This is a genomic window from Leptothoe sp. PORK10 BA2, from assembly GCF_034932105.1.
Classification (GTDB): domain Bacteria; phylum Cyanobacteriota; class Cyanobacteriia; order Phormidesmidales; family Phormidesmidaceae; genus Leptothoe.
Genome location: NZ_JAYGIG010000134.1, coordinates 1 through 16,750 on the forward strand (window position 1 = coordinate 1; position 16,750 = coordinate 16,750).

The window sequence follows — 16,750 nt, forward strand, 5'->3', positions numbered from 1 at the left end:
GATGTTCTGCCGTATTCGCGGTTACCTATCCACTCTACGCAAACAGGGGCATAACGTTCTGGATGCCCTCATGGGATTGTTCTCTGGAAACCCTATAACTCTCCTACCCCAGCCTGAGTAGTTACCTAGATTCTACATTAGCCCTCTCCCTAAAGTCCTCTCCCAATCTTTGGAGAGGACTTTGAGACTGGAGACAAATTTCAAAAAAAGAGATTTTATTCTATAGAGAATACCTTGGTTGACTCCCCTTCTCCCAAGCTTGGGAGAAGGGGTTGGGGGATGAGGGCTCGAAACTTTAGATCACTCTCCGACCGATAAGTACACCATGGCCTTACCAAAAGGCATCCCCAAAAGGTAAAACCAAGAAAACCAGCCCTGGGCAGCAACCCCTATGGACAGAACCGGTGCCCTAGCCCAGCTTTCTGGGCTAGGGGGCGGACTACCAGAGGTCATAGGCAAATGCTCAACGGTACGCCCCTAAGATACCGACTTTTAGCTATGTTTGTTAGAAAAGATCAGCTGCTGGTGACTGACGTTGCCGCTCTAACTGTCGTTGTTTTACCCGCTCAGCAAATCGGGCCCGCTGTTCTTCCGTCAGTTTGTCATAGCAGTGGGGACAAGTAATTCCCGGCTCATAGTGGGAGGATTGGGTATCCTGCTCCGAAATCGGATGGCCACAGCCGCGACACATGACATACCTACCGGGCACCAAACCGTGCTGCACCGTCACCCGTTCATCAAAGACAAAGCATTCCCCCTGCCAAAGACTCTCTTCAGCGGGAACCTCTTCTAGGTATTTAAGAATGCCACCTTGGAGGTGATAAACCTGCTCAAACCCCTGCTCTAGCAAGTAAGATGAGGCCTTTTCACAGCGAATACCACCGGTACAAAACATGGCTACTTTCCGATGTTTGGCAGGATCTAGCCGCTGAGCGGCATAGTCAGGAAACTCTCGAAATGACTCAGTTTCTGGATTTTTAGCCCCTTGAAACGTGCCAATATCGACTTCATAGTTATTGCGGGTGTCGATCACCAATACATCTGGGTCAGAAATCACCTGGTTCCAGTCTTGGGGAGCCACATAGGTTCCCACCTTTTGGGTTGGGCTGATCCCTGGCCGCCCCAGGGTGACAATCTCTTTTTTCAGCTTCACCTTCATGCGCTCAAAGGGCTGGGTTTCTGCTTGGGAGGTTTTGTGGGTGATGTCCCCCAGGCGGGCATCTTGCTTCAGCTGGGCTAGGAGGATGGCCAAGGCTGCATCGGTGCCCGCCACAGTGGCGTTAATGCCTTCTAACGCCAGCAAAATCGTGCCTTTAATGTCTTGGGCCTGGCACAGCTCCATTAAGGGCTGACGCATCGCGGCAAAGTCATCGAGCTGCACAAACTTATAAAAGGTGATGACAGTCCAAGGCATGGGAGATTTTTTTGAGGCTGATGGGGGCATGGAGGCCTGACCTGAATCCGAATCTATCTTAGAGACTTGGGGGTGGATAGGTAAATAACCCTGGGCCATGGGTGATGACAACCACCTTAGCAATATTGTCGATAAACCTCCCTAGCGGCCCGATGTAAGTACGAGTGTCGATAAATCAGCGCGTTCATGTCCTTGCCATAGCCGCCGCCGATCACACAGGCCACCGGATAGCCTGCCTGGGCACAGGTTTTTAGCACATAGTGATCACGGCGATAGAGTCCTTCATCGGTTAAGGCCAGCTTGCCCAGTCGATCATCTCGGTGGGGATCCACACCGGCATCGTAAAAGACTAAATCAGGCTTGACCTGGATAATTAACCCCGGCAAATGGGCCGCCAGCTTTGCTAGGTACTCGTCATCTTCAGTGCCTTCATCCAGGGGAATATCCAGATCGCTGATTTGTTTGCGACCGGGAAAATTGACGGCGCAGTGCATGGAAAAGGTGAATACCGTCGGATCGTCGCGAAAAATCCAGGCGGTGCCGTCCCCCTGGTGGACGTCTAGGTCCACTACTAGAACTGTTTTGAGGAGGTTTTGGGCCTGGAGTAGGCGGGTTGCGATCGCAATATCATTAAAAATGCAAAACCCCGACCCATGCCCAGGAAATGCATGGTGGGTACCCCCTGCCGTATTACAGGCCAAGCCATGGTTCAGCGCCAGCTTAGCCGTCAAAATCGTTCCCCCCACTGCCGTACAGGTACGGCGCACCAGTCCCTCACTCCAGGGCAAACCAATCCGCCGCTGCGCCATAGCATCCAACGTGCCCCCGCAGTAGGCCCTCACATAGGCCATTTCATGCACTAACTCTAGCCAAGCTTGGGGCGGTCGACCCGGCTGATAAAGCTGATCCTCCCCAATCACCCCATCCCTGACCAGCAGATCCCGCAACAGCTTAAATTTTGGCATGGGAAACCGATGCCCAGGGGGCAAAGGCGTCACATAATCAGGATGATAAATAACTGGCAGGCCAGACAAAGGACTGAATCACCGACAACCCGGCGGCTTACAAGAATGAGTTAATTGAACGAGTCTGACGCACATCTAACCGATGGGCCAGACTGCCTTCTTTCCAGTCCAAGGCAGAGGTCTCATTTTCCGGCACCACGGTTACCGGAGTGGTAGCCCCATGCCCCACCGCAAATGAAACCGGATTAGCCGATCTAGATGCCGTTTGGAGAGGCGTGTGCTGAATTTCCCTCTGCCCTGGGCGAAAGGCCATCACCTGGGATACAGGGCGCTGGGAACCAAGCCGACGATTTTTAGAGCGACGATTTCGACGCCCCGTAGGCCGGCTGGGAGTGGGCCTGTTACCATTAGCCCTAATGCCGCCAGCAGGTCGCACCGAGCGATGGGCAACTGGAGCCTCCAGAGCCCGGCGTCGAGCCCGACGAGGCTCCGCCGTTAATAATCCCTGTTTAGACATCAGCATGCAGCCGCCAGCGCAGGCGGCCACCATCACTAGCAGGGGCCAGACGGGCATGGACTGCTCCGACGCACCGGGCAGGGTGGCGGCTGGATCTCGCTGGGTCAGCACCATTTCATCTTCATCCGGTAGCACCAGACGAGCAGCAGCAGCGGCATCGGGGGCACTTAATGGCTGTCCATCAATACTGCTAGTCACCGGAGCCAAGACCATCTCACGACCAGGGCTAGAGAGACCGGCCCAAGCAATGGAAATCAAGACAATAAACGTCAGCCAGAGACCACCCACCAGCAGCCAGGGTCTAACTAAGAATAAATCTGACCAAAATGATGATGTACCGGCCTTAGCCACTGCCTTCTTTTGTGGCTTGTTTTGTGGCCCCTTTTTTGAAGCTTTTGGTGGGGCAGCATCTCGGGAAGACCTTTGTGAGGCAGTATGACGGACATTACGGGCCATCTCGGGAGGCTTCTGTCCAGACGGCTGTACATTAGCTGTCTGCAACCTGACAGCATGCTTATTTTTTACAGCAGGCCTACCTGCCAGATTATCGGTGGGCGTATGGGCGGGCTTATCCGCGAGCTTGTCCGTGGGCTTGGCCTTCACTCTGTGCTTACGCGTGCGCCTCGAAGTAGGCTGAAACAGCCCCTTAACCCGCGTATATAGTTGCTCAGTCAAGACAGAAGGCTTAGCCATAGCACAATACGTTCTCTATACAAGCAGCACACTCACCCGTAATATCCAGAATATCGGCATTGTAGGGCCTCTCCACCACAATGACTAGCGTTAAGGTGTAATTCTTCAGATATTTGCCATAATATCGCAAACCTGAAGATCCCATATACGCAGACCGCTAGCGCTGTACATCTAATTCAGCCAAGTATTGCCCCGGATCTCGAGCCACCCAGCCTTCAGCAGAGTTAGTACGCACCTCAAAGTACAGAAACGACTCCGAAGCACTGCCAGCTACAGTACCCAAATTAGTGCCTTCAGACACTGCATCCCCCACCGCAAAATCAGTCTGGAGAAGATTCCCATAGCGGGTTTGCAAACCATTACGATGGTTAACCACCACCATTAAAGCGCCGTTGGTTTCCCCGACAAACGCCACAATGCCCTCAGCAGCAGCCATCACCACAGTTCCTGGGGTTGCAGCTAAAGCAATGCCACTGTTAAAAACCAGTTCATCCCGCTGGGGATGGGGTTGCCAACCATAGTTCAAGACAAGTCTGGTGAAGTTTGGTAATGGATAAACCAGGTCGGTCGATGCAGCTGCCGTCGCAATGATCGTCCGGTTACTACCAGGAATAAATACGCGATTCGGTAAGTCCTTGGGACACCCATTCACCTCAAAGAGCAGATCGGCCCTAGTGCCATGGGATTCAGCCAAAGACTGCCAGGTTTGCCCCGCCCCCACCTGCACCACCCTGCCATTAAACGGTGGGATTTCAATCACCTGACCCACAGGCAATACACCCTGGGACGATAGGTTAGGATTCATCGCCGTCAGGGTGGCAGGCAACAAACCATACTGAGCAGCCACGGTGCTCAGGGTTTCTCCAGCCCCAATGCGATGGTCAACCACCTGGGCCAGTGCGGCCTCTGGGCAAAGTGACGCTTGGGCCGCCATGGGATAGTAACCCAGGGGAATTATCCCCACCAGCAGGAGTAGATGTTTATAAAATTTTTGGATTATGCGCATTCTAGGAACACCCTAGTATTGTGAATCATGGAAAATCTGGATTTTGGTAGAGAAATGGCGAACATAGCCCCGGATATCAACGATATTCAGTACCATAGAAAAGGTTAAGGCAACCGTAAATATCTAGCCCAAGACATTTTCGAGAGGATCTTCGCTAAGGTAAGGTCAACATGGTGCCAATAACACATTAATGAGGCAGCGGCGATGGGCATTGCTCCCAAACAACTTGGTGTATATGCGGGCCTACTTCTAGTGGGCAGCGCAGCCGGCTGGGCTACCCACAGCTATTTTTTCAATCCTGCCACTGACAACCAGGATAGCCAACTACCGATCGCTACTTCGGTTCTACAAACAGCGGCTGAGCCGGTGGAAACAGTGCCCCAAAACCAAGCAGCCACCCCTCCACCCATCGATAATCCTAATTTTATTGCAGCCGCTGCCGAACAGGTGGGACCGGCTGTGGTGCGCATTGATGCATCTCGTTCCGTCTCAGGTGTGTCCGAAACCTTGGAGCACCCCTTCTTCAAGCGCTTTTTCACAGAAGAGTTGCCGATCGATCCTGAACTGCCCGAGCGGCTCGAACAGGGCACCGGATCCGGCTTCATCTTGAGTCCAGATGGTCAAGTCATGACCAATGCCCATGTGGTAGAAGGGGCCAGCATGGTAACCGTCACCCTAAATGATGGCCGCACATTTGAAGGCAAAGTGATCGGCACTGACCCCATCACCGATGTTGCCATCGTCCAAATCAATGGGGATAACCTGCCCACCGCCCCCTTGGGGTCAACGGATAATCTTTCCCCTGGTCAATGGGCAATTGCCATTGGCAATCCTCTAGGTCTGGACAATACGGTCACCGCTGGCATTATTAGCGCCCTTGGCCGCACCAGTTCCCAAGTGGGCATTTCTGACAAACGGGTGCAGTTTATTCAAACTGATGCCGCGATCAATCCAGGTAACTCCGGTGGGCCCTTGCTCAATGCCCAGGGAGAAGTGATTGGCATGAATACGGCCATTCGGCATGGGGCCCAGGGTCTGGGCTTTGCAATCCCCATTGAAACCGCTAAGCGGATTGGCGATCAGCTGGTTAAAGATGGTGAGGTGCAGCATCCCTATCTAGGCATTCAGATGGTCAATCTCAATCCAGAAATGCGGCAGCGCATTAACGCCGACGACGAAATTGACTTTACGATCGAGGTGGACTCAGGTGTAATGGTCATCCGCGTCATGGAAGGTACGCCAGCTGAAGAATCTGGTATCCAGCGCGGGGATGTGATTAGCAAAGTCAACGAAGTTGAAGTCGTCACAGCGAACGATGTACAAGCCCAGGTGGAAGCAAGCAGCATTGGCAAAGCCCTCAAGGTAGAGGTGAATCGCAAGGGTGAAACACAAATCCTAGAGGTCAAGCCAACTAAGATGCCCCATGGGCTGCAGTAATCTAACAAGCTTAGGGCGGCGAGTGAACCTACCGCACCAATGGACGGTCATAGGTGCGGCGTCCTAAGACAAAGTATGGCAATCGAAAAAGTAGAACGTCTCTAAAAAAATAGGGGTACCAAGTCAAAGCAGGACGTTTTCCCAAGAATAGTATTCAGGAGTCAGGAATCAGGGCCTCACTGGCTTCTGGCTTTTGGCCCTTGATTCCCCACCTAGCCAGGATTTTCCGGCTGAAGTTGATACCCCAAAATAGCTCCTCAGAGCGATAGTTTTTAGACTTTTACCTAGCCAGCTAGATCTGAGAAATCGTCATCGGTCTCACCGTCTAGGGCTGACACCCCAGATATGCTGGCTTCTAGTTCCATCCGCTGCTCCATTTGCCGCAGGAAATAGCCAGTCATCATGGCCGATGCTAACAAGCCTGCCAAATTTTCCCGATCAGTTGTGACCTGTACGCTAAACCCCTCCGATGGCAACACCCCAATCAGCCCTTGGACATTCTGGGAGATAATCTGCTTAATCTCACCACTCACCGACTGGGCAACGCGGGTCAGCACTTCAGGGGGCTGGTGTTGCAGGTACTTCAGCAACTGATTAACCTGCGCATCATCTGACCCCATGCCGATGAATTGAGCGCTATCGGGATTAAACATAAACAGCTATGTATTGCTTTTAATTACCTTAGCGTGATGGAGCCATTTTCAGCCAGCCCTTACACGAAGTTCAATATGAATGGTCTGTCCGTAAAGTGCCCCGGCTGCTCCCAGAAATTAACGGTAGCTTAATCTCCACTTAATAACTTTGAAACCTTTTCACGGTTCTAGGATTAACACTGGAGCAGTGGCCATATCGACTTCAGGGGAGGGTTCCAGAACGAGCTGAGGCTCGGACCCTACCATCGATTCCGCCGTGGAATCTGGGGATTCTGCCATTTCTTCCATTGCTGCTTCAGTCTCGTCAGAGGGTTCAGGTAAATTAATTTGTGGAAGTTTATCAATTTCAAAACGCTGATAAAACTTTTCGGTTACCTGTAGCCAAAAGGAGCGGCCATCTGCCTGGCGACGGCGGCGCACAAAGCCCTGATCGACTAAATCATGGACATGACCATAAGCCCCGGAACCACGCAAATCAACTAAGTCTGTCTGGCTCACGGGACCGCGCATGGCGATGGCGGCCAAGGTCCGTAAAGCGCCTAAGCCAATATCTAATGGAATGAGTTCATCCAACAGGGGCCTAAAGGGCTGACGTAGCTGCAGGCTATAGCCGCTTTCCGTTTCAGAAATTTCTAAGGCCCCCTCTCGGTGGGCATATTCCCCCATCAACTGAATCAGACCTTCCTCGGCCGCAGCCTTATCACAGCCAGCATATTCCGCAATCTGGCCAACGGTGAGGGGTTTTGCCTTGAGGTATAAGATTGCTTCAATTTTGTGGGATAAGGACGCCATGGGTACCAACGTTTGCAAACGTTGGTCAAGGATAGCGTAGGGTGCCTACAAGAAGCACCCCTAAAGCAAGCAATCAGTTTGTTGGTGGAATATCTAGTTGGTGGAAATGCGGGTGAGTAAGACCGGACAGGGGGCATTGATCCGCACGTAGTCCGACAATGACCCCCCTAGTAAACGGTCGATATCGGGCAGTCCCTTGGCAATGGAAGGGCGACGATCTGGGGACCCTAGGATGAGTAAATTAACGCTCAGCTGCTCCGCTAGTTGACAAATTCGTTGCCCAGGTTTGCCCTCGGGGGCCACACAGCGATAGTTAATGCGATATCGCTTGGCTTCGGCAATGGCAGGGGCTAAGACTGGATCGGTCTCTGGTTTGGCGTTAATGGCTTCGTCAATCGAGTTGCGTAGGTTAGACAAGGTATGGACAAATACCAACTCACTGTCTTTGATATCACGGGCGAGGGAGATCGCTACCCGAAGGGACTCCTTGGCCATGTCGGATTTATCCAAGGCAACCAAGATACGTTTAATTGGGCGGATGCTATAAAGATCGTCCTTAACCAGCAGCATGGGCCGGGATGACAGCTGAAATACATACTGACTGACGGAGTTATTGAAAATTGCCTTCAGACCACTCAATCCCCGCGAGCCCATGATGATCAACTCGGCATCGATCTCATCTGCCACCTTACAGACCACGGTTTTAGGGTCGCCTTCCAATATCATTGGCGTCACCTTAGAGGCTTCGACGCCAAGGCGAGTAATGGCGTCAGTTAATTCTTGCTGGCCATCAGATTGCTGATCACCCATGTTCCCTGCCCCTATTTGGGGCGATACTACCTTTAACACGGTGACTTGCGATCGCTGAATCACCGGGATTTCCAGCAGGGCTTTGAACATGGTCTCTGTGTTGCCAGGACCGGAACTGGCTAGCAAAATCTTCTCGAACATTGACTAAACCCTATTGGATGAACATTCAAGGATGTATAAATATCTATGATAAACAGGCTGTTTTCGTAAACTACAGCAGGGTTCACAATTCGTAGTTTGGTCGTTAAGTTATCTATGCCCAACCGATGGTTTAACTATAGTTTTCGAGTCCAACCCCACCACACAGACTACAGTGGTGTGGTCTGGCATGGCACCTATATTCAATGGATGGAAGCGGCCCGGGTGGAGTGTCTCCGGGCGGTTGAATTTGCCTTCGAAGACTTCGTTGCCGCAGGCTACGACCTGCCAGTGGTAGATCTACAGCTACGCTACCACCACCCCCTCACCTTGGGAACCGAAGGCTTAGTCAAAACCCGGCTAGATGTGGACCGAGGGGTCAAACTTAAGTGGCTGTATGAGATTTACAACATCACCCAAGAGCCGCCACAGCTATGCATTACGTGCACGGTGGTACTAGTGCCCATTGACATGGCCAAACGTAAAATCGCTCGGCGTTTGCCAGCCGAACTGCAGACCATGTTTGACTCGCTGCAGCAATATTTTGCGGACGAATCAACCATTTAAGCTACCCATTTCAGGTTTCATTGATGGCTAAATCCTCCAGGGATTGGCCCGTCACACGGCAGGTCCGCCAATCGTTGAGCATCACCGCCCCTTTAGACATGTAGAAATCAATGGCGGGCTGGTTCCAGTCCAAAACACTCCATTCAAAGCGGCCACAGCCTTTGGCCAAGGCCACTTGGGCCAGGTGCTGGAAAATAGCCGTGCCGATGCCTCGGCGGCGATAGCCCGGTAAAACGAACAGATCTTCCAGGTAAATGCCTGGTTTCATCAGGAATGTGGAGAAATTGAAGAAATAGATGGCAAAACCGGCAGGGGCTCCATCAATCCGAGCGACAATAGCATGGGCCTTAGGGCTGTCACCAAAGAGGTGCTTTTCTAAATCTTCAGGCGAGCCAATGACGTCATGGGCCAAATTTTCATATTCAGCCAGGGCCATGACTAGCTCAAACAGTAGAGGTGCATCATCTCGGGTGGCGGGGCTAATGATAATGGGGGCGGCCATGGGGCGTGATTAAAAAAGTAGGTGATGTCATGATGGAGCCGTCGCCAAACGGCTTGTGACACGACCGATAATAGTGCTGGCGGTGAACACACCGAAGTGTCGGCTGTCAAGGACGCTAGGCCCAGTTGTATTATCGCTGATTAAGTAGACACTGCCGTCATAGAAGATTTCCTGGACACGCTTAATGAGGAGCATATTGGGTTGTAACGGGTGGGTTGCGATCGCAATATCCCCCAACTGCACCTCAGCTCCCATTGCCGCTAAAACCGTATCCCCCGGCCTCAGCGTCGGCACCATAGAGGTTTCCCGCACCACAAACCGTCGCCGTCGACCCACAAACCATTGGAGATACTCCCCCCATCCAGCCTCGGGGATCGCTAGTTTTCTCGGTAGGCACTGCCCCATTCCCCCGTCCCCTGCCACGCACCAATACCAATCAAATAGAAATCAATAAAAAAATCCCGCAAAGCCTAAACCCTGCGGAATTTCTCAAAGCCATGGGCTATACCAAGCACTAGCTAGCGGTAACCCAAGTCACCTCACGCCCCTTAGTGGCCCAGAAGATGCCATGGATTTTCTCCACCGCAGCCATCAGTTCTTCCGCATGCTGCTGGCTAACTTCGACCTTACAAGCAGAGCAAAGCTTGGCCGCTTTCCAAAATGTATCGTGCAGATCGGGATAGGACTCTAAATGTACCGGCTTGAAATAATCAGTCCAAAGGATTAACAAATCCTCTTTGGTCTTTTGAGCCTGCTCTTCCTTAATCGCAATGTAGCGAGACAAGGTATTGGCATAGGCCACTTTACCTGCTGCATCAGATGGCTCCTCGAGGGCCATAATTTTCTTCGTCATCGACAAAACAGCCTCAGCTGTAATGCGAGCAGAAGAAGGATCGTAGACGCCACAGGGGCCATCACAGTGGGCATGGACCTCCGTCGGGGGGAACCAGGCGTTTAGTAAGGCAATTGCGTTGTTGAGCATAGTCACCAATCGGTTAAATAGTTGATGGGTTTCGGCTAGAAGTTTCGCCGGAAAACATCATTCTGCAAAATCATCCAGCGAAACCATCCGGCGCAGTTAACAGTATACTGCCGTTTTCCTGTCCCTCCATGGGGGATACCAAAGGAAGCATAAGGATGCATTTTGTAATACTTATAATATTCTTGTACTAATACCAAGATAGACTTATTCGATGGCAATCAACTACTTGGGTCAGGACATTGCACCATAGGAATTTACAAGAGCACAAACATTGGAGCCGTCAACGTTGGCTCCGCCCCCCTTGGATAGGCCATGGGACCGGAGCAACAGTCCTACTGTTGACATTAACAAGCTGTAACCATTTAGCCACTGGGCTGGCTGATCCCAATGCCCATTTACCCCCCTGTGTTGATCAAAACTGTGACTGTGGCGATTTTATCAGCCAGGACTTGGCCCAATTAGTCTTCGATGACTCTGACGGTGATACCTATAACCTGGATGGAGACGGCAATGGTCGTGCCTGTGAGAACCTGCCCCAAACCACCCCCGAATTAGATTGGGAAGCCTATTTTTCCAACAGTCCCCACCTAGCCCTCGGCAACCCTAGCCATGCGGGACAAGAGAACATCGATAACTATTTAATCGATCGAGAGCAATATGCCCTAGCCTACAGCCAAAGCCATGGTGTGTTGCGATGGGCTAGCTGGGTCCTTAGCCGGGATTGGGTCGGCAGTACCGATCGGCAAGACAACTTTCGCCCCGACGGCATTCTCCCTAAGGGCACCTACCAAGTCACCCCAGGGGACTACACCAATAGTGGCTACGACCGTGGGCATATGGTTCCTTCCGCCGATCGCAGTGCAACCGCACAAGATAACTCCTCCACGTTTTTGATGACCAACATTTTTCCCCAAACCGCTGACAATAATCGTGGACCTTGGAGAGAGTTAGAAAGCTATTGTCGGGACCTGATCTACCAACAGGGAAAAACGCTTTATATCATCGGTGGCATCTATGGCCAACAGCAGCCCATCGCTAAGGAACGGGTGATTCCCCCCAGTCGGACCTGGAAGGTGGTGGTCATTTTTGAGGGGGAACCGACAGTGGACAATGTCACCGACAACACCGAGACGATTGCCGTTGATATGCCCAACGGCAATCGTCTCGATGAACAGTGGCAGACCTATCAAACCTCAATAGACCGAATTGAATTGGCCACGGGATACGACCTGTTATCGGAGGTACCTGAAGCAGTGCAGGCTGAACTAGAAGCTAGGCGGAGTCGTTATTAAGCCCTGACCATGATGGCAGCATAAGGCAATCTCCATCGACTAGGTCTCAACGATTTTGGTTTTTACGCCAATGACTTGGTCATCTTCTGTTTGCCCTAACAAATACACATCCACTTCCACGGTGCCAATCCGGTAAACCTGAAGGTTTTCCAAGGTCGTTTCGAGTAAATCCCGGAGGTTACGATAACGTTCCACCAGGGTTAATTCGCGAGAATCGAACCAGGACCGTTCCACGGTGGACTGGCCAAAAAAGTCATCCAGGCTGACGATCGCCACTGGGGTATTGTCCGGGTAGCTGCCGAGCAGTCCATCAACGCTGGGGGGCTGTTGATCAGAGGGCAAGATAGCTACTTCAAAGGGATAGTCTGCTTCACTGCGCCATAGTAGCTGGTCACAGGCAGCCTCCAGTTCAGGTAAGAGGTCTTGAATAGTAGGCATAAAAAATATCAACAGAGCAGGCGGGCAAAGACTCTAGGGATAGATTCTAGCAATAGCTTAAGGGCTGTGGTGTCAATAGATACATCACAGCCCTTAAGCACCGTGGATCATGCCCACACCTTAAGGATGACTCAACTATGGCTCTGTAAATGCTGGCTTAAAAACGCCACAGTCCTTTCCCAGGCAAGATCTGCAGCCTCAGCGTTATAGCGGGTGCCAGAGGGATTGGCAAAGGCATGATTGGCTCCTTCATAGAGATAGATCTCAGTATCTTTACCTAGATCATTCAATGCGGTCTCAAAGGCTGCAACCGTTTCGGGGGAAGGGTTGGTATCGAGGGAGCCAAAGTGTCCTTGAATGGGCATTTGTAACGGTTCAAGCACGGCTGGATCGGTGGCAATTTGGCCACCATAGTAAATCACGGCCGCATCTAAATCGGTCGGGAGGGCGAGGGCCGTATTGAGGGACCAGGACCCGCCAAAGCACCAGCCAATACTGGCGACTTTGGGCACCTGTTGCTCGTCCGTTAGATAGTCATAAGCCGCTATGACATTCTGCGTTAGTCGATCGGAATTTTTAATGGCGGCTTGGACCAGGGTTCTGGCTTGATCCGGATCTTCGGCGATTTCGCCATCGTAGAGATCCACGGCTAAAGCTGTATACCCCTCGGCGGCGAGGCGGCGGGTCATGGTGCGAATGTTGTCGTTGAGGCCCCACCATTCCTGAATGACAATCAGCCCTGGCAAGGGGGAAGAGGCATCGGTCGGTTTAGCCAGATAGCCCGTGAAGGGAGTGCCATCAAGGGTACCGTAGGTGACATCTTCCGTTATGACGGCATCGGCAGCAACATCTTGAACCGCTGGGGAGGCTACGGGGGCATCGCCCTTATGGAGTTCTGCCATGGCATTGGCTGGACTACCGTCGGGGGATTGACTAGAGGAAAAGGGGGTATTAACGATGGCACAGCTAATGACCAGGCAAGCTGTAACCAGGGCAAGCCCCAACAATTTACGCATTGTTGGAAAGTTTGATAACGGCGCTTTAAGGGTAACGAATTTTTCTAAAGTCCACCTGAGAAAATAGGGTTGTGCCGGTAGGCCCCACCCCAGGTCCAGGTTTAATCCCTGGATTTGACCTGGGCCTAGGGAACGGCAACCGTGTCTAACAACTGGGCAATAATGGGTTCGCTTTTGTGGCCACCACTGGCAATGACTCGATGGGCTAAGACGGCTGTGGCTAAGAACTTGACATCGTCGGGTAAAACATAGTCTCGATCGTCTAAAAAGGCAAAGGCTTGGGCTGCCCGGTATAGGGAAACCGTGCCTCGGGGGCTAACGCCAAGGGCCACATCGTCATGGTCGCGGGTGGCTCTTACCAGGCTGATGATATATTGCTGGACTGATTCCTCCACCTTGATCTGCTGACATTGCTGCCGCAGGCTATGCATTTCATCAAGGGTAATGCAGGGCTGGAGATCGGCAGGTTTTACGGGCTGGGTTAAGTTATGCAGCATCTTCAGTTCTTCGTCAGCGCTGGGGTAGCCCAGGCTCAGGGACAGGGCAAAGCGGTCCATCTGAGCTTCTGGCAGGGGGAATGTGCCTTGATACTCCACGGGATTTTGGGTGGCGATGACAAAAAATGGATCGGGGACGGGACGGGACACACCGTCAAGGGTCACCTGTTGTTCTTCCATCACCTCTAGCAGCGCTGACTGGGTGCGGGGTGTGGCCCGGTTGATTTCGTCGGTGAGGAGGATATTGGCAAAGACTGGCCCCGGCATAAATTGAAACGCACCGCTGCTGGGGTTCCAGATATTGGTACCGGTGACATCGCTGGGCAGCAGGTCGGGGGTACACTGCACCCGCTGAAATTTGCCGTCAATGCAGCGGGCTAGGGACTTGGCTAGGAGGGTTTTGCCAACACCAGGCACATCTTCGAGCAGAACATGACCACCGGAAAGGAGTGCCACTAGGACTAAGCGGATGGGGCCTTCCTTGCCAACGATGGTTTTATTGAGGTTCTGGACGATTTGATCGATGCGATCGCGCATAGCGGCCCTTCCTTGGGTTAACTGACTACAGCTTACCCACAGAGTTCAGGATTGTGGAATGACCTACCCCATACTTTGCCCGGACCAGTGCCCGGACCAGTGCCCGGACCAGTGTTTGATCACGGCCGCCGATGCATTATGCCGACCAGGAACTGCCAGCACGATGTAAATCGGCGCAGTCCAGGGTAACCTACCCTTTACCAACAGGATTGCTAGAGAATCTTGGCGGTAACGCCTTCGATAGATGTTGTCACATCTATCGAAGGTGCTCAGAAAAATAGAACTCTTCGTCAGCATCCAGAACTTTAGGGAGAAGAGTTTCCAGAATTTATGACGATCTTCCACAGCTCTTGCAGAGCTGTGGAAGATCCTTCAGTTAAAAAACCAATAGCCATAACAGCGGCTCCACCTAATCGCTTTGCGGTAAACACAAAACCTAAGGCAGGGTAAACCTCAAGCGGTGTACCCTGCCTTAGTAGGTTAGTTCCTGCGTACTTCGATGGCACACATGTTTAGGGCATCCACCGACAGGTCACCTTGAACGACCAATTGCCCATTGCTAATGGTGACTGCCCCTAGGTCAAGCCGCTGCCAAGTGCCAGCGGACCCAGACCGGCCATTGCTAATGACCGATCGCCCATTTACTTTTACAGAGAAGGTAACAGTACTGTTATCTTCCATCACCCATAGGTAAACTCGATAGTTTCCGGTGGGAATGCTGTTCATCGTGACACTGACGGAGCGGCCCCAAATAAAGCTCTGCAGCATCGCTTTTTTAGCAGCAGCCACTGGGGGATTAGGTACCGTGCTAGTCACATGGCTTCTCCCAACGGTTGAATAATTGGCAGCATTTTTTCCCTCAAAGGCAACCCCATCAACGGAGACGGCTCCACCATTGAGATTAATGGCACGATACAAGGTTCCAGTCGTAGGCTGGGGGGTTGATGCACCGGCTCTAACCGTTATGGTGACGCTATCGCTGGCGATAGCACCATTGCTATCTTTGACAACTAAAGTGATTGAATGGACCCCAACCGCAAGGTTAACCGAGATGGACCCTCCATTTGTTGTGGCCAATATTTTACTGCCTTCTTGCCAAACATAGGAGACAATCGGTCCATTACCATTGCGAGAGCCTGTCCCATCAAGAACTACTCTCTCGAAGCCATCTCCATTGGTGTCGGTAACTGTTTGATCAGCACCGGCATTGGCGGTAGGTCCTTGTTGTGTCTGCCCAGTGCCTGTTCCCCCAGTGCCTGTTCCCCCGCCCGAGGGAGGAGGAACTACTGTTAAAGGTGTATGACCATATAACTGCATGAACTTTTGGGTAAATGCCCGATGCCAGGCAGGCCGTTGTGAGATAGCCGTGTTGATGCGCGCGATGAACACTTTAGTAGCGTTATTCCAGGTACTGGCAGGATTGGCATAGTTCCAGGTATTTCCGCCATCAATGCCAATGTAGTAATTAGGTCTGTCTGCAAACGGTCTATGATACTTGCCAGCCCAGGAGCCTCGGGTGGGATCATTTAAGTTGTTAGCAGGATCGAGCACATAGAGGAGGGAATTGGTATCCAAGGCTCGAAAATATTGAGGCAAGACTTCCTTGATGTGAGCGCCGAGTTTACCGGCATACTGGGCAAGTTGATTATTGAGCACTACGCATTCGTTGGCTATACGATAATCCGTATTAAAAGCCATGCCCATCCATGTCCAGTCCATTTCCAGCCACCAAACATCTGGAAATCTCCGCCAGATATCATTGCGGGCCTCTCCCCAGGCATTCCAGTTATATCTGCGACCGTCTCCATTGGCGAGGGCATTATCCAGCAGATATGTGCCAATTGAAATCAGTCGTATTTTGCCTCGCTCTGAGGAGGTTAGTTGTTCAAGGAACTGGGGCACGCGGTGGGTTCCCCCCCATACCAAGACATAAATAGGTCGGGGATCGTTACGACTGGCTTCTGCTTTGATAGCGGAAATCGCTTGATTATGGCTAGTAAATAACTTTGTCCGTAGGGCGTCAGGCGTGGGGTAGCCTAATGACCGAAACTTATAGGCCGGATTGTTATAGTCCTCTTGGTAACGGTCTAGAACAATTCGTGTTGCCAGCCCACCGGTATTCAAATCATCGGGCCAAATGCCACTTATTTCTACCTCGTTGGCATACATCATCAAATGGGCCATAGACTGACGGTCGTCGGGATCGCCTGCGCCCGCTTGGATGTCGGAAATAACAACGACACGAGGCCTCTGATTTACTGGAATTATACTGCCTGTTGAGGCTATAGCTCTAGACTGCAGGAAATTATTACTCCAGAGACCCGCAGCACAGCCTAGCAGTGAGTTCCTCAGAAAAACACGCCTATCCATTAGTTTATTCTCCTAATCAACTTAATTAATTTTTCTGTTACTCAATTTGACCCGACTCGATTCTGCAGATTTTTTCAAATAATAGTCCGGACAATTTTCTAGGCACACGCGAAAACCCTTGATC

General features: G+C 51.8%; 18 protein-coding genes. 3 read left to right on the forward strand and 15 right to left on the reverse strand.

Going from position 1 to position 16,750, the window contains the following annotated elements; translation table 11 throughout:
• Positions 1-505 precede the first annotated feature (505 nt).
• From trhO to VB741_RS21570, 5 genes are all read right to left on the reverse strand, one after another.
• On the reverse strand, positions 506-1,414 hold the full coding sequence (trhO, locus tag VB741_RS21550; protein ID WP_323367272.1) for an oxygen-dependent tRNA uridine(34) hydroxylase TrhO: 909 nt from the start codon (positions 1,412-1,414) through the stop codon (positions 506-508).
• A 116-nt stretch (positions 1,415-1,530) separates the two neighbouring features.
• Complete coding sequence (locus tag VB741_RS21555) at positions 1,531-2,379, reverse strand: histone deacetylase family protein (protein ID WP_323367273.1); 849 nt, start codon at positions 2,377-2,379, stop codon at positions 1,531-1,533.
• A 97-nt stretch (positions 2,380-2,476) separates the two neighbouring features.
• Complete coding sequence (locus VB741_RS21560) at positions 2,477-3,589, reverse strand: hypothetical protein (RefSeq protein ID WP_323367274.1); 1,113 nt, start codon at positions 3,587-3,589, stop codon at positions 2,477-2,479.
• Entirely contained in the window at positions 3,582-3,734 is a 153-nt protein-coding gene (locus VB741_RS21565) for a hypothetical protein (protein ID WP_323367275.1), read from the reverse strand. The genes VB741_RS21560 and VB741_RS21565 overlap by 8 nt, the downstream gene beginning before the upstream one ends.
• Positions 3,735-3,746: 12 nt before the next feature.
• Entirely contained in the window at positions 3,747-4,595 is an 849-nt protein-coding gene (locus tag VB741_RS21570; protein WP_323367276.1) for a LysM peptidoglycan-binding domain-containing M23 family metallopeptidase, read from the reverse strand.
• A gap of 204 nt (positions 4,596-4,799) precedes the next feature.
• Between VB741_RS21570 and VB741_RS21575 the strand changes: the two genes are divergently transcribed.
• Complete coding sequence (locus VB741_RS21575) at positions 4,800-6,032, forward strand: HhoA/HhoB/HtrA family serine endopeptidase (RefSeq protein ID WP_323367277.1); 1,233 nt, start codon at positions 4,800-4,802, stop codon at positions 6,030-6,032.
• A 284-nt stretch (positions 6,033-6,316) separates the two neighbouring features.
• Here the strand turns inward: VB741_RS21575 and VB741_RS21580 are convergent, their stop codons facing one another.
• From VB741_RS21580 to VB741_RS21590, 3 genes are all read right to left on the reverse strand, one after another.
• Positions 6,317-6,685 carry a DUF760 domain-containing protein gene (locus VB741_RS21580; RefSeq protein WP_323367278.1) on the reverse strand — a complete coding sequence of 123 codons (369 nt, stop codon included), beginning with the start codon at positions 6,683-6,685 and terminating at the stop codon, positions 6,317-6,319.
• Positions 6,686-6,844: 159 nt separating this feature from the next.
• Positions 6,845-7,477 (reverse strand): SMC-Scp complex subunit ScpB, encoded by a 633-nt coding sequence (gene scpB, locus VB741_RS21585; protein WP_323367279.1) that lies wholly within the window; start codon positions 7,475-7,477, stop codon positions 6,845-6,847.
• A 93-nt stretch (positions 7,478-7,570) separates the two neighbouring features.
• Complete coding sequence (locus VB741_RS21590; RefSeq protein ID WP_323367280.1) at positions 7,571-8,428, reverse strand: universal stress protein; 858 nt, start codon at positions 8,426-8,428, stop codon at positions 7,571-7,573.
• A 114-nt stretch (positions 8,429-8,542) separates the two neighbouring features.
• Between VB741_RS21590 and VB741_RS21595 the strand changes: the two genes are divergently transcribed.
• The gene (locus VB741_RS21595; RefSeq protein ID WP_323367281.1) at positions 8,543-8,992 is read left to right on the forward strand and encodes an acyl-CoA thioesterase; all 450 of its coding nucleotides are present in this window, start codon (positions 8,543-8,545) and stop codon (positions 8,990-8,992) included.
• Positions 8,993-9,002: 10 nt separating this feature from the next.
• On the opposite strand, the gene VB741_RS21600 is transcribed toward VB741_RS21595, so the two are convergent.
• From VB741_RS21600 to sodN, 3 genes are all read right to left on the reverse strand, one after another.
• Complete coding sequence (locus VB741_RS21600; RefSeq protein WP_323367282.1) at positions 9,003-9,494, reverse strand: GNAT family N-acetyltransferase; 492 nt, start codon at positions 9,492-9,494, stop codon at positions 9,003-9,005.
• A 27-nt stretch (positions 9,495-9,521) separates the two neighbouring features.
• A complete protein-coding gene (locus tag VB741_RS21605) occupies positions 9,522-9,899 on the reverse strand; it encodes a S26 family signal peptidase (RefSeq protein ID WP_323367283.1) in 378 nt (125 codons plus the stop codon).
• A gap of 109 nt (positions 9,900-10,008) precedes the next feature.
• On the reverse strand, positions 10,009-10,476 hold the full coding sequence (gene sodN / locus VB741_RS21610) for a superoxide dismutase, Ni (RefSeq protein ID WP_323367284.1): 468 nt from the start codon (positions 10,474-10,476) through the stop codon (positions 10,009-10,011).
• Between the two features lie 338 nt (positions 10,477-10,814).
• On the opposite strand from sodN, the gene VB741_RS21615 reads away from it, so the two are divergent.
• A complete protein-coding gene (locus tag VB741_RS21615) occupies positions 10,815-11,768 on the forward strand; it encodes a DNA/RNA non-specific endonuclease (RefSeq protein ID WP_323367285.1) in 954 nt (317 codons plus the stop codon).
• A gap of 39 nt (positions 11,769-11,807) precedes the next feature.
• On the opposite strand, the gene VB741_RS21620 is transcribed toward VB741_RS21615, so the two are convergent.
• The 4 genes from VB741_RS21620 to VB741_RS21635 all read right to left on the reverse strand — a co-directional run bounded on the left by VB741_RS21620 (position 11,808) and on the right by VB741_RS21635 (position 16,626).
• The gene (locus VB741_RS21620; RefSeq protein WP_323367286.1) at positions 11,808-12,206 is read right to left on the reverse strand and encodes a nuclease A inhibitor family protein; all 399 of its coding nucleotides are present in this window, start codon (positions 12,204-12,206) and stop codon (positions 11,808-11,810) included.
• Positions 12,207-12,337: 131 nt separating this feature from the next.
• Positions 12,338-13,222 carry a dienelactone hydrolase family protein gene (locus tag VB741_RS21625; RefSeq protein ID WP_323367287.1) on the reverse strand — a complete coding sequence of 295 codons (885 nt, stop codon included), beginning with the start codon at positions 13,220-13,222 and terminating at the stop codon, positions 12,338-12,340.
• A 125-nt stretch (positions 13,223-13,347) separates the two neighbouring features.
• Positions 13,348-14,256 carry an AAA family ATPase gene (locus VB741_RS21630; RefSeq protein WP_323367288.1) on the reverse strand — a complete coding sequence of 303 codons (909 nt, stop codon included), beginning with the start codon at positions 14,254-14,256 and terminating at the stop codon, positions 13,348-13,350.
• 480 nt (positions 14,257-14,736) lie between these two features.
• On the reverse strand, positions 14,737-16,626 hold the full coding sequence (locus VB741_RS21635) for a nucleoside hydrolase-like domain-containing protein (RefSeq protein ID WP_323367289.1): 1,890 nt from the start codon (positions 16,624-16,626) through the stop codon (positions 14,737-14,739).
• Between the last annotated feature and the right edge of the window lie 124 nt (positions 16,627-16,750).